This window comes from Pseudomonas sediminis, assembly GCF_002741105.1.
Taxonomy (GTDB): domain Bacteria; phylum Pseudomonadota; class Gammaproteobacteria; order Pseudomonadales; family Pseudomonadaceae; genus Aquipseudomonas; species Aquipseudomonas sediminis.
Genome location: NZ_NIQU01000001.1, coordinates 589,838 through 613,146, shown reverse-complemented (window position 1 = coordinate 613,146; position 23,309 = coordinate 589,838). Strand labels below are relative to the sequence as shown.

At 63.1% G+C, this 23,309-nt stretch carries 22 protein-coding genes; 12 read left to right on the top strand and 10 right to left on the bottom strand.

Annotation, left to right across the window (positions count from 1 at the left end; genetic code table 11):
• Positions 1-70: 70 nt before the first annotated feature.
• From CDO35_RS03015 to CDO35_RS03005, 3 genes are all read left to right on the top strand, one after another.
• Positions 71-1,324, top strand: a complete 1,254-nt coding sequence (locus CDO35_RS03015) for an ATP-binding protein (protein WP_099522507.1) — start codon at positions 71-73, stop codon at positions 1,322-1,324.
• A 15-nt stretch (positions 1,325-1,339) separates the two neighbouring features.
• A complete protein-coding gene (locus tag CDO35_RS03010) occupies positions 1,340-1,900 on the top strand; it encodes a response regulator transcription factor (protein WP_099522506.1) in 561 nt (186 codons plus the stop codon).
• A gap of 139 nt (positions 1,901-2,039) precedes the next feature.
• The gene (locus CDO35_RS03005; RefSeq protein WP_099522505.1) at positions 2,040-2,981 is read left to right on the top strand and encodes an AEC family transporter; all 942 of its coding nucleotides are present in this window, start codon (positions 2,040-2,042) and stop codon (positions 2,979-2,981) included.
• Positions 2,982-3,038: 57 nt separating this feature from the next.
• On the opposite strand, the gene CDO35_RS03000 is transcribed toward CDO35_RS03005, so the two are convergent.
• From CDO35_RS03000 to gatC, 6 genes are all read right to left on the bottom strand, one after another.
• Complete coding sequence (locus tag CDO35_RS03000; RefSeq protein ID WP_099522504.1) at positions 3,039-3,425, bottom strand: carboxymuconolactone decarboxylase family protein; 387 nt, start codon at positions 3,423-3,425, stop codon at positions 3,039-3,041.
• Between the two features lie 2 nt (positions 3,426-3,427).
• Complete coding sequence (locus CDO35_RS02995) at positions 3,428-4,522, bottom strand: calcium/sodium antiporter (protein WP_099522503.1); 1,095 nt, start codon at positions 4,520-4,522, stop codon at positions 3,428-3,430.
• A 91-nt stretch (positions 4,523-4,613) separates the two neighbouring features.
• On the bottom strand, positions 4,614-5,036 hold the full coding sequence (locus CDO35_RS02990) for a septal ring lytic transglycosylase RlpA family protein (RefSeq protein WP_099522502.1): 423 nt from the start codon (positions 5,034-5,036) through the stop codon (positions 4,614-4,616).
• A 72-nt stretch (positions 5,037-5,108) separates the two neighbouring features.
• Positions 5,109-6,557 (bottom strand): Asp-tRNA(Asn)/Glu-tRNA(Gln) amidotransferase subunit GatB, encoded by a 1,449-nt coding sequence (gene gatB / locus CDO35_RS02985; RefSeq protein ID WP_099522501.1) that lies wholly within the window; start codon positions 6,555-6,557, stop codon positions 5,109-5,111.
• An 11-nt stretch (positions 6,558-6,568) separates the two neighbouring features.
• Entirely contained in the window at positions 6,569-8,020 is a 1,452-nt protein-coding gene (gene gatA / locus CDO35_RS02980; RefSeq protein ID WP_099522500.1) for an Asp-tRNA(Asn)/Glu-tRNA(Gln) amidotransferase subunit GatA, read from the bottom strand.
• 16 nt (positions 8,021-8,036) lie between these two features.
• Positions 8,037-8,324 carry an Asp-tRNA(Asn)/Glu-tRNA(Gln) amidotransferase subunit GatC gene (gene gatC, locus CDO35_RS02975; RefSeq protein ID WP_021488054.1) on the bottom strand — a complete coding sequence of 96 codons (288 nt, stop codon included), beginning with the start codon at positions 8,322-8,324 and terminating at the stop codon, positions 8,037-8,039.
• A 239-nt stretch (positions 8,325-8,563) separates the two neighbouring features.
• On the opposite strand from gatC, the gene mreB reads away from it, so the two are divergent.
• From mreB to tldD, 8 genes are all read left to right on the top strand, one after another.
• Positions 8,564-9,601 (top strand): rod shape-determining protein MreB, encoded by a 1,038-nt coding sequence (gene mreB / locus CDO35_RS02970; protein ID WP_013714086.1) that lies wholly within the window; start codon positions 8,564-8,566, stop codon positions 9,599-9,601.
• 152 nt (positions 9,602-9,753) lie between these two features.
• Complete coding sequence (gene mreC, locus CDO35_RS02965) at positions 9,754-10,743, top strand: rod shape-determining protein MreC (RefSeq protein ID WP_279432776.1); 990 nt, start codon at positions 9,754-9,756, stop codon at positions 10,741-10,743.
• A complete protein-coding gene (gene mreD, locus CDO35_RS02960) occupies positions 10,743-11,231 on the top strand; it encodes a rod shape-determining protein MreD (protein WP_099522498.1) in 489 nt (162 codons plus the stop codon). Before mreC ends, mreD begins: the two co-directional genes overlap by 1 nt.
• A 49-nt stretch (positions 11,232-11,280) precedes the next feature.
• On the top strand, positions 11,281-11,883 hold the full coding sequence (locus CDO35_RS02955) for a Maf family protein (protein ID WP_099522497.1): 603 nt from the start codon (positions 11,281-11,283) through the stop codon (positions 11,881-11,883).
• Between the two features lie 104 nt (positions 11,884-11,987).
• Positions 11,988-13,445: a ribonuclease G gene (gene rng, locus CDO35_RS02950; RefSeq protein ID WP_099522496.1), complete on the top strand. Its 1,458-nt coding sequence runs from the start codon at positions 11,988-11,990 to the stop codon at positions 13,443-13,445.
• A 17-nt stretch (positions 13,446-13,462) separates the two neighbouring features.
• On the top strand, positions 13,463-17,284 hold the full coding sequence (locus tag CDO35_RS02945) for a YhdP family protein (protein ID WP_099522495.1): 3,822 nt from the start codon (positions 13,463-13,465) through the stop codon (positions 17,282-17,284).
• Positions 17,285-17,333: 49 nt separating this feature from the next.
• Positions 17,334-18,182, top strand: a complete 849-nt coding sequence (locus CDO35_RS02940; RefSeq protein WP_099522494.1) for a carbon-nitrogen hydrolase family protein — start codon at positions 17,334-17,336, stop codon at positions 18,180-18,182.
• Between the two features lie 2 nt (positions 18,183-18,184).
• Positions 18,185-19,627, top strand: a complete 1,443-nt coding sequence (gene tldD, locus CDO35_RS02935; protein ID WP_099522493.1) for a metalloprotease TldD — start codon at positions 18,185-18,187, stop codon at positions 19,625-19,627.
• A 12-nt stretch (positions 19,628-19,639) separates the two neighbouring features.
• Here the strand turns inward: tldD and yjgA are convergent, their stop codons facing one another.
• Positions 19,640-20,158 (bottom strand): ribosome biogenesis factor YjgA, encoded by a 519-nt coding sequence (gene yjgA, locus CDO35_RS02930; protein WP_055983985.1) that lies wholly within the window; start codon positions 20,156-20,158, stop codon positions 19,640-19,642.
• 129 nt (positions 20,159-20,287) lie between these two features.
• On the opposite strand from yjgA, the gene pmbA reads away from it, so the two are divergent.
• On the top strand, positions 20,288-21,634 hold the full coding sequence (gene pmbA, locus CDO35_RS02925; RefSeq protein ID WP_099522492.1) for a metalloprotease PmbA: 1,347 nt from the start codon (positions 20,288-20,290) through the stop codon (positions 21,632-21,634).
• Positions 21,635-21,692: 58 nt separating this feature from the next.
• On the opposite strand, the gene CDO35_RS02920 is transcribed toward pmbA, so the two are convergent.
• Genes CDO35_RS02920 through ptsN form a run of 3 tightly spaced genes read right to left on the bottom strand, consistent with a single transcriptional unit; the run spans position 21,693 to position 23,304 of the window.
• Complete coding sequence (locus CDO35_RS02920; RefSeq protein ID WP_099522491.1) at positions 21,693-21,965, bottom strand: HPr family phosphocarrier protein; 273 nt, start codon at positions 21,963-21,965, stop codon at positions 21,693-21,695.
• Between the two features lie 14 nt (positions 21,966-21,979).
• A complete protein-coding gene (gene rapZ, locus CDO35_RS02915; protein WP_017678919.1) occupies positions 21,980-22,837 on the bottom strand; it encodes an RNase adapter RapZ in 858 nt (285 codons plus the stop codon).
• 2 nt (positions 22,838-22,839) lie between these two features.
• A complete protein-coding gene (gene ptsN / locus CDO35_RS02910; RefSeq protein ID WP_099522490.1) occupies positions 22,840-23,304 on the bottom strand; it encodes a PTS IIA-like nitrogen regulatory protein PtsN in 465 nt (154 codons plus the stop codon).
• Positions 23,305-23,309: the final 5 nt, after the last annotated feature.

Below are 23,309 nucleotides of genomic sequence, written 5' to 3'. Positions count from 1 at the left end.
GTCCGGTTGCCGCAGCGGCGGAAGGCCGCGTCGGGCTTGGTTATACTCGCTCCCAGTCAAGGGAGTTTTCATGCTCGAACCCGTGCAGTTATTGTCCGCCAGTCGCCAGAATCTCTGGCGTCTGACCCTTATCCGTATTCTGGTACTGGCAGCTCAGGCGGGCTCGGTCGGTCTCGCCTACAAGTCGGGCATGCTACCGCTACCCTGGTTGCAATTGTCGGTCACCCTCGGCGTTTCTCTGCTGTTGTGCCTGGGCACGGCCTTGCGCTTGCGCGGCCCCTGGCCGGTGACCGAGGTCGAGTACGCCGTGCAGCTGGGCTGCGACCTGATCATCCACAGCGTGCTGCTGTATTACTCGGGCGGTTCGACCAACCCCTTCGTGTCCTATTACCTGGTGCCACTGACCATTGCCGCCGCAACGCTGCCGTGGATGTTCACCATCGTCCTGGCCGGTATGGCGCTGGCCGGCTACACATTGCTGCTGGTGTGGACGCATCCACTCGAGTTGCCGGCGGCGCGCGAGAGCCTGTTGGTCTATGGCATGTGGCTGAGTTTTGCCCTGTCTGCCGCGTTGATCACGTTCTTCGTTGCCAAGATGGCCGAGGAACTGCGCCGCCAGGACGAGTTGCGCGCCGAACGCCGCGAGGAAAGTCTGCGCGACCAGCAACTGCTGGCCGTGGCCACTCAGGCCGCTGGCGCCGCGCATGAGCTGGGTACGCCGCTGGGCACTATGAGCGTGCTGCTCAAGGAACTGCGCCAGGAATACCGTGACAAGCCGGCGCTGCAGGACGACCTGGCTTTACTGCAAGAGCAGGTCAAATTGTGCAAGTACACCCTGCAGCAACTGGTGCGTGCTGCCGAGAATGATCGGCGTCAGGCAGTGGTCGAGCAGTCCTGTGTCGAATGGTTGGAAACCACCCTCAATCGCTGGCACCTGATGCGCCCGGAAGCCAGCTACCGCTATCAGTGCCTGGGCCGTGGTACGCCGCCGCGCATCATGCCACCGGCCGATCTCACTCAGGCGCTGCTCAACCTGCTCAACAACGCTGCCGATGCCTGCCCGGACAAGCTCGATATCCGCCTGGACTGGGATCATCAGTGGCTGCGCCTGAGCATTCGCGATCATGGTGCCGGCGTACCGCTGGCCATCGCCGAGCAGCTTGGTCGCCCCTTCTTCACCACCAAGGGCAAGGGCTTCGGTCTTGGACTGTTCCTCAGCCAGGCCAGTGTGACGCGTGCCGGTGGGACGGTTAAGTTGTATAACCATGAAGAAGGCGGCACCCTCACCGAATTGAAGTTGCCGCGAGCCTATGGCGCGGCCTGACAAGGAATACCCAGCATGAGCGACGAGTCCCTGTTCGAAGGTGAAGAGCAACCCCATCTGCTCCTGGTCGACGACGACCCCACCTTTACCCGCGTGATGGCGCGCGCCATGAGCCGCCGCGGTTTGCGCGTATCCACCGCCTCCAGCGCCGAAGAAGGCCTGGCGCTGGCCAAGGACGACCTGCCGGATTACGCCGTGGTCGACCTGAAGATGGAGGGCGATTCCGGTTTGGTGCTGCTGCCCAAGCTGCTGGAGCTGGACGCGGAGATGCGCGTCGTGATCCTCACCGGGTATTCGAGCATCGCCACCGCCGTCGAGGCGATCAAGCGCGGCGCGGCCAATTACCTGTGCAAACCGGCCGATGCCGACGATGTGCTGACCGCGCTGCTGTCTCAGCATGCCGACCTGGATAGCCTGGTGCCGGAAAATCCGATGTCGGTGGACCGTCTGCAGTGGGAGCACATTCAGCGCGTGCTGGCCGAGCATGAAGGCAACATCTCCGCCACTGCCCGTGCCCTGGGCATGCACCGCCGGACTCTGCAGCGCAAGTTGCAGAAGCGCCCGGTTCGCCGCTGAACCTTGGCATGCCTGGTCCGTAGGGTGGGCCGGGCGGCGATCCGCTTCAGCCCACCAGCGGTGCGGCGCGGCTTTTGCCCGTGGCGGATAAATGCTTAGCCAGCTAACATAGGTCGTCAGACAACCTGCTGGTGTCGCCATGTTCGCCGTCGCTGCACAAACCCTCGCCATCACCGCGCCCGTGTTCGCCATGCTGTTTCTCGGCGTGGTACTCAAGCGCCTGCGCTGGATCGATACGCCTTTCATCGATACCGCTTCAAGCCTGGTATTTCGTGGCACCATGCCGGCTCTGCTGTTTCTCGGCGTGGTCAAGGCCGATCTGGATGCCGCCCTGCAGCCGCAGTTGCTGACCTACTTCTTCGTGGCCACCGTGGCGTCATTCTTCGTCGCCTGGGCTTGGGCGAGCTGGCGGGTACCGTTCGAGGATCGGGGCATCTACACCCAGGGCGCGTTTCGCGGCAACAACGGCATCGTTGGCCTGGCGCTGGCCACCAGCATGTACGGCGACTACGGCCTGTCGGTCGGTTCGCTGCTCGCCGCACTGGTGATCCTTTGCTACAACCCGCTCTCGGCGGTGGTGCTGGCCATTTACAGTCCGGGCGTGAAGCCAGGCGCCAAGGCCATCGCGCGCAGCATCGTGACCAACCCGATGATCATTGGCGTGTTGCTGGCGGCACCGATTGCCTACTGGAAAATCCCTCTACCGCAGTGGTTTCTGACCTCGGCCGAATACTTCGCGCAGATGACCCTGCCACTGGCGTTGATCTGTATCGGTGGCACCCTGAGCCTGGCCTCGTTGCGCCGCAGCAGTGGCACGGCCATCGGTTCGGGCATGATGAAGATGGTCTGGCTGCCGCTGCTGAGCACCTTCGGCGCCTGGCTGTTCGGCTTTCGCGGGGCGGATCTGGCGATCCTGTTTCTTTACTTCGCCAGCCCGACGGCGGCGGCCAGCTTCGTCATGGCCCGCGCTATGGGCGCCAACCATGAGCTGGCGGCGGCGATCATCGTCATCACCACCCTGGCGGCAGTGGTCGCCACCAACATCGGTTTGTTGCTGTTGCAGTGGGGTGGCTGGATCTAGAGGAAACGGTCGCCAGTCAATGTAGGGTGCGCACCGATGGCGTGCGCACGGCACACCCTACGAACTGGTGTTGTTCTGCCACTCGTCGATCACTTCCTGCGCCGCGCGGAAGGCATCAATGCTGGCTGGTACGCCAGCGTAAACCGCGCAGTGCAGCAGAGTTTCGCGAATTTCCTCGACGGTGCAGCCGTTGTTCAGCGCGCCACGCACATGGCCTTTGAGTTCCTGCGGACATTTCAGCGCGGTCAGCGCAGCCAGGGTGATCAGGCTACGTGTCGCGCGTGGCAGACCGCTGCGTGTCCAGACGCCACCCCAGGCATGTTCGTTGACGAAGTCCTGCAATGGCTGGGTAAGCTCGGTGGCATTGTTCAGGGCGCGATCGACGAATGCATCGCCCATCACTTCACGACGTACCTGCAGACCGCGGTCATGGTTTTCGCTCATGTTCACACCTGCTCGCCGCGTTGTTTGTGCCAGGCGCGCCCGGCGATGATCACCAGGGTGATGGCGGTAAGTGGCAGTGCGTAGCCAATCATCGCGTCACCGAAGGTTTCCGCCTGCGGGCGGCCCGTGCTGAACATCACCAGATAGAAGGTGTAGGCCACGTAGTAGCCCACGAACAGCAGACCTTCCCAGCGGTTGATACGGTAGCCGCTGAAGAAAATCGGCAGGCAGGCCACTGCCACCGCGATCATCACCGGGAAGTCGAAGGCCAGTGCATTAGCGGCTACCGGAATGGCGGTCGGGGACACCAGCGAGGCCAGGCCCAATACGCAGAGCAGGTTGAAGATGTTGCTACCGACGATATTGCCCACGGCGATATCGCGCTCACCTTTAAAGGCGGCGATGATCGAGGTGGCCAGCTCCGGCAGTGAGGTGCCGATGGCGATCACGGTCAGGCCGATGACCAGTTCCGACAGTCCCAAGGCGCGCGCCAGTTGTACGGCGCCTTCGACCAGGAAGTTGGAACCCACCACCAATAGCACCAGGCCGGCGATGATCAGCCCCAGATTGATCGCCCAGGCATAGGGCTTGGGCGCTTCGTCGAGACCGAACTCCTTGGCGAATTCGTCATCATCGCCGCCCTTGTCCTTGCGCGCGCTGTAGATCAGGAAACCGGTGTAGGCCAGCACACCACCGAACAGCAGAGTGCCGTCGAGGCGACTCAGTTCGCCGTCCCAGGCCAGGCCAAAGGTGACCAGGCTGGCGCCGATCATGATCGGCACGTCGAGGCGGATCAGCTGGCGCGAGACGACCAGCGGTGCGACCAGGGCAGTCACGCCGAGAATCAGCAGGACGTTGGCGATATTGCTGCCGATCACGTTGCCGATGGCCAGATCGCCACTGCCGTTGAAGGCCGATTGCACGCTGACTGCCGTTTCCGGCGCGCTGGTGCCGAAGGCCACCACGGTCAGGCCAATAACCAGCGGCGGAATGCCGAACTGTGCGGCCAGCTTGGCGGCGCCGCGTACCAATACCTCGGCGCCGGCAACCAGCAGCACCAGGCCGGCGATCAGGTAGACATAGGTCATCAGGGTCATTGCAGGGTAGCTCCGAAAAAAGTGCGGCTAGTGTAGCGATGGCATTATTGGCCGCTAGATGCGCCAGAAAGATTTTGTTGCCAATTGTTCCTCAGTCCAGTGCTTCGACCCTGACCGGCACCACGCCTGCGCGCAGCATATCGAGGCGCACGGCAGCGGCGCGGGAAACGTCGATGACGCGACCGCGCACGAAGGGCCCGCGGTCGTTGATGCGCAACACCACGCTGCGCTCGTTGTTCAGGTTGGTCACCCGTACCCGCGTGCCGAAGGGCAGGGTGCGATGCGCGGCGGTCAGCGCGTTCTGATCGAAACGTTCGCCGCTGGCGGTGCGCTGGCCGTGGTGGCGGTCACCGTAATAGGAGGCTTTGCCGGTTTCGCTGCTGCCTGAGCCGCCGCCGAAGGTGGAGCAGCCGCCGAGCAGGGCGAGTGCCCCGAGCAGGGCAAGGGTCTGTAGCCTGGATAAAATCCGGGGCAGTGAAGGTTCCCGGATTGCATCCGGGCTACGGATCATCATGTTCATGGACTCCATAAAAAACGCCGGGAGAGCCCGGCGTCGTTGCAGCTAGCGTAAGCGAGCCGGTCCGGCTCAGCCTTCGAGCTTCTTCTTCAGCAGTTCGTTCACTTGCCCCGGGTTGGCCTTGCCCTTGGAGGCTTTCATGGCCTGGCCGACGAAGAAGCCGAACATCTTGCCGCGCTTGGCTTCGTCGCTGGCGCGGTACTGTTCGACCTGTTCGGCGTTGGCGGCCAGCACTTCGTCCAGCATCTTCTCGATGGCGCCAGAGTCGGTGACCTGCTTGAGACCCTTCTTCTCGATCACTTCATCAGCCGTTGCGCCTTCACCGGCAGCCAGGGCTTCGAAGACCATCTTGGCGATCTTGCCGCTGATGGTGTTGTCCTTGATGCGCAGGATCATGCCGCCCAGTTGCTCGGCGGACACCGGCGACTGGTCGATCTCCAGGTTGTCCTTGTTGAGCAGGCTGGACAGCTCGCCCATCACCCAGTTGGCGGCCAGCTTGGCATCGCCACAGGTCTTGGCGACCACTTCGAAGTAGTCGGCCAGCTCGCGGCTGGCGCTCAATACACTGGCATCGTAGGCCGACAGCGCGTACTGGTTCTCGAAACGCTCGCGCTTCTGCGGCGGCAGCTCGGGCAGGGCCGCGCGCAGTTCGTCGAGGAAGCTGCGCTCTATGACCACCGGCAGCAGGTCCGGGCAGGGGAAGTAACGGTAATCGTTGGCTTCTTCCTTGCTGCGCATGGAGCGGGTCTGATCCTTGTTCGGATCGTACAGACGGGTTTCCTGCACCACCTTGCCGCCGTCCTCGATCAGCTCGATCTGACGCTGAACTTCGTGGTTGATGGCTTTCTCGATGAAGCGGAACGAGTTGACGTTCTTGATCTCGGCGCGGGTGCCGAACTCGGCCTGGCCCTTGGGGCGTACCGACACGTTGCAGTCGCAGCGCAGCGAGCCTTCGGCCATGTTGCCGTCGCAGATACCCAGATAGCGCACCAGAGCGTGGATGGCCTTGACGTAGGCGACCGCTTCTTTGGCCGAACGGATGTCCGGCTCGGAGACGATTTCCAGCAACGGCGTGCCGGCGCGGTTCAGGTCGATGCCGCTCATACCCTGGAAGTCTTCGTGCAGGCTCTTGCCGGCGTCTTCTTCCAGGTGCGCACGGGTGATGCCGATGCGCTTGACGGTGCCGTCTTCCAGGGCGATGTCGAGGAAACCCTTGCCGACGATGGGGTGATCCATCTGGCTGGTCTGGTAGCCCTTGGGCAGGTCCGGGTAGAAGTAGTTCTTGCGCGCGAAGATATTACGCTCGGCGATCTCGGCGTCGATGGCCAGGCCGAACTGGCAGGCCATGCGCACGGCTTCGGCGTTGAGCACCGGCAGGGTGCCGGGCATGCCGAGGTCAACCAGGCTGGCCTGGGTGTTGGGCTCAGCACCAAAGGTGGTGGCGCTAGCCGAGAAAATCTTCGATTGGGTGCTGAGCTGAGCGTGAATCTCGAGCCCGATGACTGTTTCCCACTGCATCTTTATCGTCCTCAGAAGCCGCTCGGTACTTGTTTGTGCCAGTCACTGACCTGCTGGTACTGGTGTGCGACATTGAGCAGGCGGCCTTCCTGGAAGTAGTTGCCGAGCAACTGCACGCCTACTGGCAGACCATCGACGAAGCCGGCCGGCATCGACAGGCCGGGGATGCCGGCGAGGTTGGCGGTGATGGTGTAGATGTCTTCCAGATAGGCGGAAACAGGATCGGCGTTCTTTTCGCCGAGTTTCCAGGCCAGGTTCGGCGTGGTCGGACCGAGGATCACGTCGACCTCCTTGAAGGCCGCGACGAAGTCGTTCTTGATCAACCGGCGGATCTGCTGGGCCTTGATGTAGTAGGCATCGTAGTAACCGGCGGACAGCGCATAGGTGCCAACCATGATGCGGCGCTTCACTTCGGCGCCGAAGCCTTCCTCACGCGAGCGCTTGTACAGGTCCTGCAGGTCTTTGGGGTTTTCGCAGCGATAGCCGAAGCGCACGCCGTCGAACCGCGACAGGTTGGAGCTGGCTTCTGCTGGCGCGATCACGTAATAGGCCGGGATCGCGTGCTGCATGTTCGGCAGGCTGATGTCCTTGACGGTGGCACCGAGCTTTTTCAGCTCCTCGACCACAGCCATCACCTTCTCACCGATGCGCGCATCGAGGCCAGCGCCGAAGTATTCCTTGGGCAGGCCGATACGCAGGCCGGCCAGCGGCTGGGCGAGGGCGGCGAGGTAGTCATCGACCGGCTGATCGACGCTGGTGGAGTCCTTGGCATCGAAGCCGGCCATGGCGCCGAGCAGCAGTGCGCAGTCTTCGGCGGTGCGGGCCAGCGGGCCACCCTGATCGAGGCTGGAAGCATAGGCGATCATGCCCCAGCGCGAGACGCGGCCGTAGGTCGGTTTGATGCCGGTAAGGTTGGTCAGCGCGGCTGGCTGGCGAATCGAGCCGCCAGTGTCGGTGCCGGTAGCGGCTGGCAGCAGGCGCGCGGCAACGGCGGCGGCCGAACCACCCGAGGAGCCGCCCGGCACGCGGCTGGTATCCCAAGGGTTCTTCACCGGGCCGTAGTGGCTGGATTCGTTGGCCGAGCCCATGGCGAACTCGTCCATGTTCAGCTTGCCCAGGGTGACAGTGCCGGCGGCGCCCAGCTTCTCGACCACGGTGGCGTCATAGGGCGCCTTGAAGCCGGTGAGAATTTTCGAACCGCAGGAGGTCAGCACGCCGTTGGTGCAGAACAGATCCTTGTGCGCGATCGGCGCGCCGAGCAGTGGACTGTTTTCACCGGCGGCGCGGCGGGCGTCAGCGGCCTTGGCCTGTTCGATGGCCAAATCTTCGGTGACGGTGATGAAGCTGTTGAGCTGCGGGTCGAGTTGCGCGATGCGCGCCAGCAAGCTGCGGCTCAGCTCTTCGGCGGAGAATTGCTTGGCGGCGAGGCCTTGGGCAATCTCGGCGAGGGTCAGTTGATGCATGGGAACCCTTTTCCTTTTATTCGATGACTTTCGGCACGAGGTACAGACCGCTTTCCACGGCCGGGGCGATGGCCTGGTAGGCGTCGCGCTGGTTGCTCTCGGTGACCACGTCGGCACGCAAGCGCTGGGTGGCTTCCAGCGGGTGGGCCAAGGGTTCGATACCCTGGGTGTCGACCGCCTGCATCTGGTCGATCAGGCCGAGAATGCTGTTCAGGGTCTCGGTGGTTTGCGGAATATCGCCTTCATTCAGACCCAGGCGGGCCAGGTGGGCGATTTTTTCCACCTCGGAGCGTTCAAGCGCCATCGGGGGTTCTCCAGTGGAAGTGTGACAGAGAGGGCATCGGTAAGCGGCTGCAGGGAACGGATGTCGCGAGCCAGCAGTCAAAGGCCGCGATGTGCAGCCACAAGGCCCGGAAAAACAGGCAATCTACCATATTGCCGCCTTGCTCAAAATCCCTGCCGTTGTTAGAGTTTGCCGCACTTTTTACCTGCGCGTTTTCCGCGCCTGGCCTTCACCCACGCGTTGCCTAGGGTCCCTTCCTAATGTTCAAGAAACTGCGTGGCATGTTTTCCAGCGATCTGTCGATCGACCTGGGCACTGCCAATACCCTTATTTATGTGCGCGAGCGCGGTATCGTCCTGAATGAGCCGTCCGTGGTCGCCATTCGTACCCACGGCAACCAGAAGAGCGTCGTGGCTGTCGGCACCGAGGCCAAGCGTATGCTCGGCCGTACGCCGGGCAACATCTCCGCGATTCGCCCGATGAAGGATGGCGTGATCGCCGACTTCAGCGTCTGCGAGAAGATGCTGCAGTACTTCATCAACAAAGTTCACGAGAATAGCTTCCTGCAGCCGTCGCCGCGCGTGCTGATCTGCGTGCCGTGCAAATCGACCCAGGTCGAGCGTCGCGCCATTCGTGAATCGGCTCTGGGCGCCGGTGCCCGCGAAGTGTTCCTGATCGAAGAGCCGATGGCAGCTGCCATCGGTGCCGGCTTGCCGGTCGAAGAGGCGCGCGGTTCGATGGTCGTCGATATCGGTGGTGGTACCACCGAGATCGCCCTGATTTCCCTCAACGGTGTGGTCTATGCCGAGTCCGTGCGTGTCGGTGGCGACCGCTTCGACGAAGCCATCATCACCTACGTGCGTCGTAACTACGGCTCGCTGATCGGTGAAGGCACCGCCGAGCGCATCAAGCAGGAAATCGGCACCGCCTACCCGGGCGGCGAGATTCGTGAAGTCGACGTACGCGGCCGCAACCTGGCCGAGGGCGTACCGCGCAGCTTTACCCTCAACTCCAATGAAGTGCTCGAAGCGCTGCAGGAATCCCTGGCGACCATCGTCCAGGCGGTCAAGAGCGCGCTGGAGCAATCGCCGCCCGAGCTGGCCTCGGACATCGCCGAGCGTGGCCTGGTGCTGACCGGTGGTGGCGCGCTGCTGCGTGATCTGGACAAACTGCTGAGCCAGGAAACCGGTCTGCCGGTGATCGTCGCCGAAGACCCGCTGACCTGCGTCGCCCGCGGCGGCGGCAAGGCCCTTGAAATGATGGATCGCCATGCCATGGACCTGCTCTCTACCGAGTGAGTCCCACGGCTGTGGACGCTTGCCGTGCCGCCTCCGGGCGGCACGCGCATATTCGAGCATTGCAGTACACTCGGCCCAACCTTCGCCAGACCGGTTCGTCCTTCGCATGAATTCGCGCGCTTTTCGCCCTCGTGGCGCACAAGGAGCAGCTCATTAAGCCGCTCTTCGCCAAAGGTCCCTCGCTGGGCATTCGCATGCTGGTATTTGCCGTCCTGTCGGCAGTGCTGATGGTGGTCGATGCCCGCTTCGATGCGCTCAAACCTGTGCGTAGCATGATGGGTATGGTGCTGACGCCTTTGTACGAGTTGGCCGAAATGCCCGTGCGGGCCTGGGAAGGCGCGACCCAGCAAATCTCTTCGCGCAGCGAACTGATGGCCGAAAACGAAAAGCTCAAGGCCGAAGCCCTGTTACTGCAGCGCCGCCTGCAGAAGCTGGCGACCCTCACCGAGCAGAACGTGCGCCTGCGCGAGCTGCTCAACTCCGCCGCGCTGGTGGACGAGGAGGTGCTGGTCAGCGAGCTGATCGGCGTCGACCCCAACCCCTACACGCACCGCATCCTGATCGACAAGGGTGAGAAGGACTGCGTCGACGAGAGCAAGAAAAACTGCGTGTTCCTCGGTCAGCCGGTGCTCGATGCCCGCGGTCTGATGGGGCAGGTGGTGGAAGTCATGCCCTATACCTCGCGCGTACTGCTGCTTACCGACAACACCCACAGCATTCCGGTGCAGGTCAACCGTAACGGCCTGCGCGCCATCGCTGTCGGCACCGGCAACCCGGAGAGCCTCGAACTGCGTCACGTCGCCGATACCGCCGATATCAAGGAAGGCGATCTGCTGGTCAGCTCCGGCATGGGCCAGCGTTTCCCGGCTGGCTACCCGGTCGCCACGGTCAAGGAGGTCATCCATGACTCCGGCCAGCCATTCGCCATCGTTCGCGCCACGCCGACCGCGGCGCTCAATCGCAGCCGTTACTTGCTGCTGGTGTTCTCCGACCGTCGCAGTCCCGAGCAGCGTGCCACCGATTCGGCCCAGGCTCAGGAGGCCGCCGACCGCGAGGCTGAACAGGAACGTACCCAAGGTGAGCAGGCGCCAGAGTCGAGCGTCGCTCCGGCCGCGGACACGCCCGCACAGGAGGCGAACTGATGGTCGGTGTAAGGTCCCGTAATGGCTGGGTGATCTGGCTGACCCTGGCCTTCGCGCTGCTGCTCAGCGTGGCGCCGATGCTCGAGTTCATGCAGGTCGGCCGTCCGCTGTGTGTCGCCTTGATTCTCACCTACTGGGTGCTGGCGCTGCCGCACCGGGTTGGCCTGACCACTGCCTGGGTGCTTGGTTTGGCGCAGGATGTGCTGCTCGGCACGCTGCTTGGGCAAAACGCGTTGATCCTCACCCTGATCACCTTCCTGGTGCTGAGCCTGCATCAGCGCCTGCGCATGTTTCCCATGTGGCAGCAGAGCATGGTGCTGATGGTGGTGTTCGGTCTCGCCCAGTTGGTTCAACTGTGGCTCAACGCCTTGACCGGCAGCCGTCCACCAACCCTGGCCTTCGTCCTGCCGGCACTGGTCAGTGCCCTGCTGTGGCCCTGGATCTGCGTCATCCTGCGTGGATTGCACCTGCGCCTCAACGTCAACTGAACGCGGCCTGCCGCACGGCTGGCCGCGGTTCGCCAAGGGAGATACCCGTATGGCCGAGCTGTTTCTGGCCTCCGCCTCGCCCCGTCGTCGTGAATTGCTGGCTCAGATCGCTGTGCCTTGCGTCACGCAAATCGCTTCGATAGACGAAACCCCATTGCCAGATGAGCCGCCAGCAGCCTATGTAGAGCGCTTGGCGCGTGAGAAAGCGCGCGCCGGTCTGCTCGCCTTGGGCGAACGCAAGGATGCCGTGGTGCTGGGCGCCGATACCGCTGTGGTGCTCGATGGACGCATTCTGGGTAAACCAGCGGATTTCGCCGAGTCACGTGCGATGCTGCAGGCCCTGTCGGGGCGTAGCCATCAGGTGATGACGGCCGTGGCGCTGGTCGGTGGCGATCGTGAGGTGGCGCGAGTGGTCAGCAGTGAGGTGAGCTTTCGTCCTATCAGCGAGGCGGAAATCGAAGCGTACTGGGCCAGCGGCGAGCCATGTGACAAAGCGGGAAGTTATGGTATCCAGGGGTTGGCGGCCGTGTTCGTCAACCGATTGCAGGGCAGCTATTCAGCAGTGGTCGGTCTGCCGCTGTGCGAAACTGCGGAGCTGCTTGGCGAATTCGGTATTGCCTGCTGGCAGTTGCCGGCGAAAGGGCCGCGCTAAGAACCCAGGCGGTGGCAGCATAGAGTAGTTTTTGGACGTGCCCGAAAGCTTGAGTCCGCGGGGCGGTGCAGTAGCCCGGCCGGCATGATCACCAGGATGGATGCATGAGCGAAGAGATTCTGATCAATATCACGCCGATGGAGTCGCGCGTGGCGGTGGTGGAAAACGGCGTGCTGCAGGAAGTGCACGTCGAGCGTACACAGAAGCGCGGCATCGTCGGCAACATCTACAAGGGCAAAGTGGTGCGCGTGCTGCCCGGCATGCAGGCGGCCTTCGTCGATATTGGCCTGGAGCGTGCGGCCTTCATTCATGCTTCCGAGATTTCCACCCGCGAAGGAGCGGCGGTGGAGCCGATCAGCGCCCTGGTTCACGAAGGGCAGAGCCTGGTGGTGCAAGTCACCAAGGACCCCATCGGCAGCAAGGGCGCGCGCCTGACCACGCAGTTGTCCATCCCTTCGCGCTATCTGGTGTACATGCCACGCACCAGTCATGTCGGTATTTCCCTGAAGATCGAAGATGAAGCCGAGCGCGAGCGCCTCAAGCAGGTAGTCGCCGATTGCGTCGCCGCCGAAGGCATCGAGGAAGCCGGTGGCTTTATCCTGCGCACCGCAGCCGAGGGTGCTGGCGCTGATGAAATTCTGATCGACATCCGTTATTTGCGTCGCCTCTGGGATCAGATCGGCGCGCAGATCCAGAACGCCAAGGCGCCTGTGGTGATCTACGAGGATCTGTCCCTGGCGCTGCGTACCTTGCGTGACCTGGTCAGCCCACGTACCGAGAAAATTCGCGTGGACTCGCGGGAAACCTTCCAGAAAATCACCCAGTTCGTTGCCGAGCTGATGCCGGAGATTGCCGACCGCCTCGAGCATTACCCCGGTGAGCGGCCGATCTTCGATCTGTACGGTGTCGAGGATGAAATCCAGCGCGCACTGGAGCGCAAGGTGCCACTGAAGTCCGGCGGCTATCTGGTGGTCGACCCTGCCGAGGCGATGAGCACCATCGACGTCAACACTGGCGCCTTCGTCGGCCATCGCACGCTCGAGGAAACCATCTTCAAGACCAACCTCGAGGCCGCTACCGCGATTGCCCGTCAGCTACGCCTGCGCAACCTGGGTGGCATCATCATCATCGATTTCATCGACATGGAGGATGAAGAGCATCAGCGCCAGGTGCTGCGCACCCTGGAAAAGCAGCTCGAGCGTGATCACGCCAAGACCAACATCATCGGCATCACCGAACTCGGCCTGGTGCAGATGACCCGCAAGCGCACGCGCGAAAGTCTCGAGCAGATTCTCTGCGAGCCCTGCAGCGCCTGTCAGGGGCGCGGCAAGTTGAAGACGCCGGAGACCATCTGCTACGAGATTTTCCGCGAGATTCTGCGCGAGGCCCGTGCCTACCAGGCGGAAAGTTACCGAGTGCTGGCCAATCAGAAGGTGGTCGATCGCCTGCTCGATGAAGAGTCGGGCAACGTCGCCGATCTGGAAGCCTTCATCGGACGTACCATCAAGTTCCAGGTGGAAACCATGTATTCCCAGGAACAGTACGACGTGGTGCTGCTCTGAGCGCGGGGACTGCCGAGGTGAGCGCCCTGGCGCGCCTCTTTTCGGCGCTGCTGCGCTGGGGCCTCGGTCTATGCGCCGCTGGTCTGGTGCTGGCGGCGCTGTACGTCAGCCTGGGCCGTGAGCTGGTGCCGTTAGTAGCCGAATATCGGCTCGAGCTGGAAGACCGTGCCACGGCCCAGTTGGGTGTACCGGTGCGCATCGGTCGCCTCGAAGGCCGTTGGCAGGGTTTTGCCCCTGTGCTGGAGGCGCATGATGTGCGTCTGGGTAGCGACGAGGAAGGCTTGAGCCTGGAGCGGGTACAACTGGTGCCGGACGTGGGCGGTAGCCTGCTGGCACGCCAGCCGCGCATCGCCCACCTGCAGTTCGACGGTCTGCAGCTGAACGTACAGCAGAACGCCGAAGGTGGCTGGCAGTTACAAGGGGTGCCGCAGCGCAGCGGTCCCGAGGTGAATGTCGAGCAGCTACTGGAACAGTTGCAAATCGTGCATCGCATCAGTCTGCTCGACAGCCGTGTGGTGGTGCAGCCGCTGGATCAGGAGCCGCTGCTGCTCAGCTACGTCAATCTGAGCCTGCGCTATGGCAACAACACTCAGCGTCTCGACGGCCGCCTGCTGCTGCCTGATGGGCAACCGGTGGCGCTGCGTTTGCGCACGCGCATGCAGCCCGAGAGTTGGCGCGAGGCACAATCCGAGCTTTATCTAAGCCTGCCGCAGAGCGACTGGGCTGCCTGGCTGCCGAAATCGCTGCTCGGTGACTGGCAGTTACAGCGTCTGCAGGCTGGTGGAGAGCTGTGGCTGGAGGGCCATGGCCTGGCCCTGGACAAGGGCGCCTTGCGCCTGCATGCCCCCGAGCTGGTCGGCGGCCAGGCCAAGCATGAAGCGGTGACGCTCAAGGACCTGGCTTTCAATGCCTTCTTCGCTCAAGACAAGCAGGGCGTGCGGGCGCAGATCGACTCCCTGGCCCTGACCAATGGTGAGCAGCGCATCGGCGAATTGCACCTGAACCTGAAGCAAAAGGATGTGGGCGAGGCTGACGAGCGCTGGGCACTGACTGCTGATCGTCTTGATCTTGCGGCCTGGGCGCCGCTGGTGCAGGCGCTGGTGCCGATGCCCGACAAAGCCCGCGATGTCCTGGACGAGCTGGCGCCGGTTGGTGCGATCAACAACCTGCTACTCGATTACTACCCTCGGCGTGAAGGCGCCGAACGCCTGCAGTTCGCCGCCAATCTGGACAAGGTGGGCATTCAGGCCTATCACGGCGCGCCGGCCGCCGAGAACGTCACTGGCAGTGCCTCGGGCAATATGTTCCAGGGCGAGCTGCGCCTGAACAGCGAAAATTTCGCCCTGCACCTGGATCAGCTGTTTCCCAAGCCCTGGCGCTACCGCCATGCTCAGGCCCGGTTGAGTTGGGACTGGAGTGAAACCGGCCTGACCTTGTACAGCCCCTACATGCGTGTGGATGGCGAGGAGGGGCAGGTCGCTGGAGACATGCTGATCCGCCTGTTGCATGACCCCGAGGCCGAGGACTACATGGACCTGCGCGTCGGTATGCGCGACGGCGATGCGTCCTACACTGAGAAGTACCTGCCGAGCCGCGCGCCCGGCATGAGCGCCGAGCTCGATCATTGGCTGAAGACGGCCATCCGTGCGGGCCACGTCGAAGAAGGCTACTTCCAGTATCAGGGCTCGCTGAACAAGGGGGCGCCATTGGGCGCGCGCAGCCTCAGTCTGTTCTTCAAGGTCAGGGATGCCGAGCTGGCCTTCCAGCCCGGTTGGCCTGCGTTGCGCGAGGGCGTGGGTGAGGTGCTGATCGAAGACGATGCAGTGCGCGTGCGCCTGCAGAGCGGGCGCTTGCAGGAAAGCCAGGTCAGCGATGTCGTGGCCAATATTCCGCTGTTGCACGACGGCAAACCACCACGTCTGCAGCTCGACGGCAAGGTGCAGAGCAGCCTGGGTGACGCCATCAAACTGTTGCAGGAAGCGCCTCTGGGGACCGCAGAAATCTTCGACGGTTGGCAAGGTGAGGGGCCTCTGGCCGGTCGTCTGCAGTTGGATATTCCGCTGCAGAAAGGGCAGCCGCCTGGTGTGGTGGTGGACTTCGCCACCGAGGGCGCAAGCCTCAAGTTGGCCAATCCCGATCTGCAACTGAGCAAGGTTCAAGGCGCATTTCGCTTCGACAGCGCTGCCGGGCTGAGCGCGCCGGATGTTCGCGCCGAGGTCTTCGGGCGTCAGGTGCGCGGCAAGATCAGCGCCGAGGGTGCACGTGGGCTGGCGCGTACGGTTTTCGATCTGCGTGGACAGGTCCAAGTCGATACCCTCAGCCAGTGGCTGGGCGGGCCGCAGAAGCTGCCGGTCAGCGGACTGCTGCCCTATCGCCTGCGCCTTACCCTGGATGGTGATGACAGCAAGCTGCGCGTCGACTCCAACCTGCGCGGTGTGGCGGTCGACCTGCCCGCGCCTTTCGGTAAGACGGCGCAGCAGGAGCGGGATACCGATTGGCGCATGACCCTCTCCGGGCGTGAGCGCCGTTACTGGGCGAACTATGGCGAGCTTGCCAGTCTGAGTCTGGCCGCCCCTCCGGGAGCGCTGGCTGACGGCCGCGGTGAAGTGGTGCTCGGCGGCGGTGCCGCAGGGCTGCCTCCAGGCCAGGGCTTGCGTGTGCGTGGGCATCTGGATGAGCTGGATCTGGACGCCTGGAAGCAGCTCGGCAGCAATCATCCGGTCAAGGTGGATGCCGACAGCCAGCGCCTGTTTCGCAGTGCGCGACTGGATATCGGGCGTTTCCGCGGCTTTGGCCAAGAAGTCGAACAGCTGACCCTTGGTCTGGCGCGAGAAGGCCAGGGCTGGGCCTTGCAACTCGACAGCGAGCTGGCGGCCGGACGTGTGCTGTTGGCCGATGCCGAGGGTGTGCCTATACGTATCGATCTGCAGCACGTGCGGTTGCCGGCGCCAGATACTGAGGCGACCAAGGCCAGCGATACGCCTGATCCTATGGCCGATATCGACCCTCGACAGATTCCGGCGCTGGATATCGCCATCCAACGCGTGCAGCGCGGTGACAAGGTACTGGGCGCCTGGTCGCTCAAGGTACGCCCGGAAGCGCAGGGCGTGCGTTTCGATGAGCTCGACCTTGACCTGCAGGGGCTGAAAATCGGCGGTAGCGCCGGTTGGCGAGGCACGCCAGGCAACACGCAGAGCTGGTACAAGGGGCGCCTACAGGGCAAGGATCTCAGCGATATTCTCAAGGCCTGGGATTTTGCCCCCAGCGTCACCAGTGAAAACTTCCGGGTGGATGCCGACGGTAACTGGCCTGGTTCGCCGGCCTGGTTCTCGCTCAAGCGTTTCTCTGGCAACCTCGACCCCTCGCTGCGCAAGGGCCAGTTCGTCGAAGTGCAGGGCTCGGCTCAGGCGCTACGCGTGTTCGGCCTGCTCAACTTCAATTCCATCGGCCGCCGTCTGCGTCTGGATTTCTCCGACCTACTGGGCAAGGGGCTGAGTTACGACCGGGTCAAGGGTAACCTGCAGGCAACCAATGGTCTGTTCGTGACGCAGGAACCCATCACCATGACCGGGCCTTCGAGCAACCTGGAGCTCAATGGCAATCTCGACATGCGCAACGAACGTATCGACGCCAAGCTGTTGGTGACCCTGCCGGTGACCAACAACCTGCCGCTGGCGGCGTTGATCGTCGGCGCTCCGGCGATTGGTGGGGCGCTGTTCGTGGTGGACAAATTGCTCGGCGACAAGGTCGCCCGCTTTGCCAGTGTGCAGTACGACGTCAAGGGCCCGCTGCAGGACCCGGAGATCAGCTTCGACAAGCCCTTCGAAAAACCGCAATGAGGTTACGTCTTGGCGTAGGCTGTTACATCAAGCCGCATAGAGTGTCGCCATGAATCTCGCCGTAATCCAGATGGTCAGCCAGGACGACGTGCAAACCAATCTGCGCCTGGCTCGTCGCCTGCTGGAGCGTGCCGCGCAGGGTGGTGCGCGCCTCGCCGTGCTGCCAGAGAACTTCGCGGCCATGGGGCGCCGCGACCTGGCTGCCATCGGGCGTGCCGAGGCATTGGGCGAGGGGCCGATACTGCCCTGGTTGAAACGCGCTGCGCGTGACCTCAGTTTATGGATAGTGGCCGGCACTTTGCCGCTGCCCCCGGACGATGATGCCGACGGCAAACCGCGCGCCTGCTCGCTGTTGATCGATGATCAGGGCGAGCGTGCCGCTCGTTACGACAAACTGCATCTGTTCGATGTCGATGTGGCCGACAATCGTGGGCGTTATCGCGAGTCGGATGATTTTGCCCATGGCCAGCGTGTCGTGGTGGCGGATACGCCGGTGGGGCGCCTGGGGCTGACCGTGTGCTACGACCTGCGCTTCCCTGAGCTGTTCAGTGCGCTTCGCGAGGCCGGCGCCGAGCTGATCAGCGTGCCGGCGGCGTTCACTGCGGTGACCGGTGCGGCGCACTGGCAGGTCTTGACCCGCGCTCGCGCCATCGAAACCCAGTGCTATGTGCTGGCAGCCGGGCAAGGCGGTGAACACCCTGGTCAGCGTTTGACGTTCGGCCATTCGGCGATCATCGACCCATGGGGTCAGGTATTGGCCGAGCAGGCTCAGGGGGATGGGGCCTTGCTGGCTCCTCGCGATGCCGCCGAGCAGGCGAGCATTCGCCAACGTATGCCGGTGCAGCAGCACCGCCGTTTTTTCTTGTCGGACGTACCGCGTCCGATCGTTGTGGAGTGACCATGAATACGATGTTGCAATCCGTCAGCGAGCATCTGCTTGCACCCGGTAACCTGACTTTCGACAGCCTCAGCAGCGTGCTGGGCGACGTCGCAGGGCCTGGCATCGATGCCGCCGATCTGTACTTTCAAAGCCAGGTCTCGGAAACCTGGGTGCTGGAGGATGGCATCGTCAAGGAAGGCAGTTTCAACCTCGATCAGGGGGTTGGGGTGCGTGCCCAGTCCGGTGAGAAAACCGGCTTCGCCTACAGCAATGCCATCAGCTTCGATGCGCTGACGCAAGCCGCCCAGGCCGCACGTTCGATCTCGCGCGCCGGCCAGCAGGGCCGCGTGCAGGCTTTCGTCAGCCCGCAAGTGACCCAGCTGTATGCCGAGGGCAACCCGCTGGACGTCATGGGCCGGGCCGAGAAGGTCGAGCTACTGCAGCGTATCGACCGCGCCACGCGTGCGCTCGACCCGCGTATCAAACAGGTTACCGTGAGCCTGGCTGGAGTCTGGGATCGTATTCTGGTGGCGGCGCATGACGGCAGCCTGAGTGCCGATATCCGCCCGCTGGTGCGTTTCAACGTCAGCGTCATCGTCGAGCAGAACGGTCGTCGCGAGCGCGGGGGGCATGGCGGTGGCGGACGCACCGACTACCGCTATTTCCTGGAAGAAGACCGCGCCATGGGCTACGCCCGCGAGGCGCTGCGCCAGGCGCTGGTCAACCTGGAGGCCATCGCTGCGCCTGCCGGCAGCATGCCAGTGGTGATGGGTGCGGGTTGGTCCGGCGTCCTGTTGCATGAAGCGGTCGGTCATGGCCTGGAAGGCGACTTCAACCGCAAAGGCAGTTCGGCCTACAGCGGCCAGGTCGGCCAAAAGGTCGCCTCCAGCCTGTGCACCATCGTCGACGACGGCACCCTGGCTGGGCGTCGCGGTTCGCTCAGCGTCGATGACGAAGGCACGCCAACCCAGTGCACCACGCTGATCGAGAACGGTGTTCTCAAGGGCTACATGCAGGACAAACTCAACGCGCGCTTGATGGGTGTGGCCGCTACCGGAAACGGTCGTCGCGAGTCCTACGCGCACCTGCCGATGCCGCGCATGACCAACACCTACATGCTGGCCGGCGAGAGCGATCCGGAGGAAATCATCCGCTCGGTGAAGAAGGGCATCTACTGCGCCAATCTGGGTGGCGGCCAGGTCGATATCACCAGCGGCAAGTTCGTGTTCTCCACCAGCGAGGCCTACCTGATCGAGGACGGCAAGATCACCGCGCCGGTCAAGGGCGCCACTCTGATTGGCAATGGTCCGGAGGCGATGAGCCGTGTGTCCATGGTCGGCAATGATCTGGCGCTGGACAGCGGCGTCGGTACTTGCGGCAAGGACGGTCAGTCGGTGCCGGTGGGCGTCGGGCAGCCAACGCTGAAGATCGACGCGATCACCGTAGGCGGCACCGGTGCCTGATGCGATGCAGGCTCAACGCAAGCCGCGGTGGATTTCATCGAGCTCGCGGATGTACTTGAACACCTTGCGCGCCGCAGCCGGCGGCTTGTTGCGCGCAGCTTCGTGTTGCGCGTGACGAACCAGGCCGCGCAGATGCTGGACGTCAGCGTCAGGGTAGAGCTCGACGAAGCTCTCCAGCGCGCTGTCGCCTTCGGCGATCAGGCGGTCGCGCCAGCGTTCGAGAGCGTGGAAGCGCTCGTTGTACTCGCGGGTGGAGCTGTCCACCTGGTCGAGCATGGCAACGATCGCGTCGACATCCTGTTCACGCATCAGCTTGCCGATGAACTGGATGTGGCGTTTGCGCGCGGCATTGGCGGTATGTTTCGGCGCTTCGGCAAGCGCGCGGCGTAAGGCATCGGTCAGCGGCATCTTGGCCAGCAGATCCGCCTTGAGCGTGGTCAGTCGCTCGCCAAGGTCCTGCAGGGCATGCAGTTCGCGTTTGACTTGGGATTTGCTCTTCTCCAGGGAGAAGTCGTCGTAGGAATCAGACATGGGGTGGGTCCAGAGGGAAACGCCGCCATGATAGCAGTAACCGTGACTGCCGGCCCGTGGGCGGGGAGTCGAGAGCAGGCCTTGGGTTTCGCATAAAGAGTGCCTGCGCCAAGAGAATCGGGAGTGGTTATGAGTGAAGTAGAACGTATCGGGCCGCAGGCCTTGCCAGTGCTGCAAGAGCAGGTCGAGGCCATTCTCGCCGAAGCCAGGCGCCAGGGCGCCAGTGCCTGCGAGGTGGCGGTTTCGGCTGGTCAGGGGCTGTCTACCACGGTGCGTCAGGGCGAGGTGGAGACCGTCGAGTTCAATCGCGACCAGGGTTTCGGCATCACCCTGTACGTAGGCCAGCGCAAGGGCTCGGCCAGCACCTCTGCCACCGGTATCGAGGCCATTCGTGAGACTGTGGCAGCGGCCCTGGCGATTGCCAAACATACCAGCGAGGACGAGTGCTCCGGCCTCGCCGATGCTGCGCTGATGGCGCGCGAGCTGCCTGAACTGGATCTCTATCACCCCTGGTCGATCACTCCAGAGCAGGCGGTGGAGCAGGCGCTCACCTGTGAGGCTGCGGCTTTCGCGGCAGACAAACGGATCAAGAATGCTGACGGCACCAGCCTCAATACCCACCAGGGCTGCCGTGTGTATGGCAACAGTCACGGTTTCGTCGGCGGTTACGCCAGCACCCGTCACAGCCTTAGCTGCGTGATGATCGCCGAGGGCGATGGGCAGATGCAGCGCGACTACTGGTATGACGTCAATCGTCAGGGCGAACTGTTGGCCGATGCCAAGGGTATCGGCCAGCGCGCCGCCGAGCGTGCGGTCAGCCGTCTTGGTGCGCGCCCGGTACCGACCTGCGAAGTGCCGGTGCTGTTCGCCGCCGAGCTGGCCGGTGGGCTGTTCAGCCACCTGCTGGCGGCGATTTCGGGTGGCAACCTGTATCGCCAGTCCTCCTTCCTCGAAGGTGCCCTCGGCCAGCGCTTGTTCCCCGAGTGGCTGAGCCTCGACGAACGTCCGCATCTGCCGCGCGCACTGGGCAGTGCCACCTTCGATGGTGACGGCCTGGCCACCTACGCCAAACCGTTCGTGGAAAAGGGCGAGCTGGTGTCCTACGTGCTCGGCACCTATTCCGGGCGCAAGCTGGGTTTGCCGAGTACCGCCAACTCCGGTGGCGTACACAACCTGTTCGTCACCCATGGCGATGAGGATCAGCAAGCGCTGATTCGCCGCATGGATCGTGGCTTACTGGTTACCGAGCTGATGGGCCAGGGGCTGAATCTGGTGACGGGCGATTACTCGCGGGGTGCGGCAGGCTTCTGGGTCGAGAACGGCGAAATCCAGTTCCCGGTACAGGAGGTAACCATCGCCGGTAATCTGCGCGACATGTTCCGTCAGGTCGTTGCAGTCGGTCGTGACCTCGAACGCCGCGGCAATATCTGCACCGGCTCGGTACTGATCGAGAAAATGACCGTCGCCGGCAGTTGAGTCGGCAGAAACGACAAGGCCACCTGCGGGTGGCCTTGTCGTTTTTGTCAGGAGGGGGTTACTCGCCTTCGTCGAAGTAGTTGTCGATCAGAGCGACCAGAGCGTCCAGGGCTGGTTCGTCCTGCTCGCCCTCGGTGTACAGATGCACAGGGGTGCCCTTGCCGGCTGCCAGCATCATCACCGCCATGATGCTCTTGCCGTCTACCAGGCTGTCGGCGCTGCGGCCGATGCGCACCTGGCAGGGGTAGGTGCTTGCCACGCCGACGAACTTCGCTGCGGCGCGGGCATGCAGGCCAAGTTTGTTGATGATGGTAATTTCACGTGCTGGCATCGCGGCAGGATTCCTTAGCTGAGGTCGCGGTGACGCACCTGGACGTTCTTCAGCGAGTCTTTGAGTGCCTGGCTCAGGCGGTTGGCCAGGTACACCGAACGGTGGTGGCCACCGGTGCAGCCAATGGCAATGGTGACATAGGCGCGGTTGCTGGCGGCGAAGCGTGGTAGCCATTTTTCCAGGTAGGCGAGGATGTCTTGATACATCTCTTCGACCTCCGGTTGCGCGGCCAGATAGTCGATCACCGGTTGATCCAGCCCGGAATGGTCGCGCAGCTCAGGTTTCCAGTAAGGATTGGGCAAGCAGCGCGCATCGAACACCAAATCGGCGTCCACTGGCATGCCACGTTTGAAACCGAAGGATTCGACGAGAAAGGCGGTGCCGGTCTGGGTCTGGCCCAGCAGGCGGAGTTTGAGGGTGTCACGCAACTGATAGAGATTCAGCCGGGTGGTATCGATCTTCAGGTCGGCACGATCAGTGATCGGAGCCAGCAGCTGGCTCTCGTAAGCAATGGCCTCGGCCAGCGAGCGGTTGTCGTTGGTCAGCGGGTGGCGCCTACGGGTCTCGGAAAACCGCTTGAGCAGGGTTTCGTCTTCGGCGTCGAGATAGAGCACATCGCAACGGATGTTGCGTTTGCGCACTTCGTCGAGCAGTTCCGGGAAGCGCTTGAGCTGGCTCAGCAGGTTGCGCGCATCGATGGAGACGGCCACCTGCGGCAGCAACATGTCGCTATGCGGCAGGAAGCGCTCGGCAAGATCCGGCAGCAGGCCGGCTGGCAGGTTGTCGATGCAGTAGAAACCGTTGTCCTCAAGTACATCGAGGGCGGTGCTCTTGCCCGAGCCCGAGCGACCGCTGACGATGATCAGGCGCATGTTTATTGACCGTTCTGAATGTCCACGACGACCTGAAAGAGATCTTCGCCGCTGTTGGCTTGGCGCAGACGTTCACGTACATCCTGGCGATCGAGCATGCTGGCGATCTGGCGCAGCAGTTCGAGGTGCGCATCGGTTGCCGCCTCCGGCACCAGAAGTACGAACAGCAGATCGACCGGCACGCCGTCGATGGCGTCGAAGTCGACTGCCGTCTCCAGGTGCAGGACTGCACTGATTGGGGCACTGCAGCCAGCCAGGCGGCAGTGGGGAATGGCAATGCCGTTACCGAAGCCGGTGGAGCCAAGCTTCTCGCGGGCGATGAGGCTTTCGAAGATGTCCTGGGCATCCAGGTCGGGCAGATCGCGTGCAACCAGATTGGCGATCTGTTCGAGCACACGTTTTTTGCTGCCGCCCGGCACGTTCACCAGGGAACGGCCGGGGGTCAGGATATTTTCAAGTCGGATCATGGATA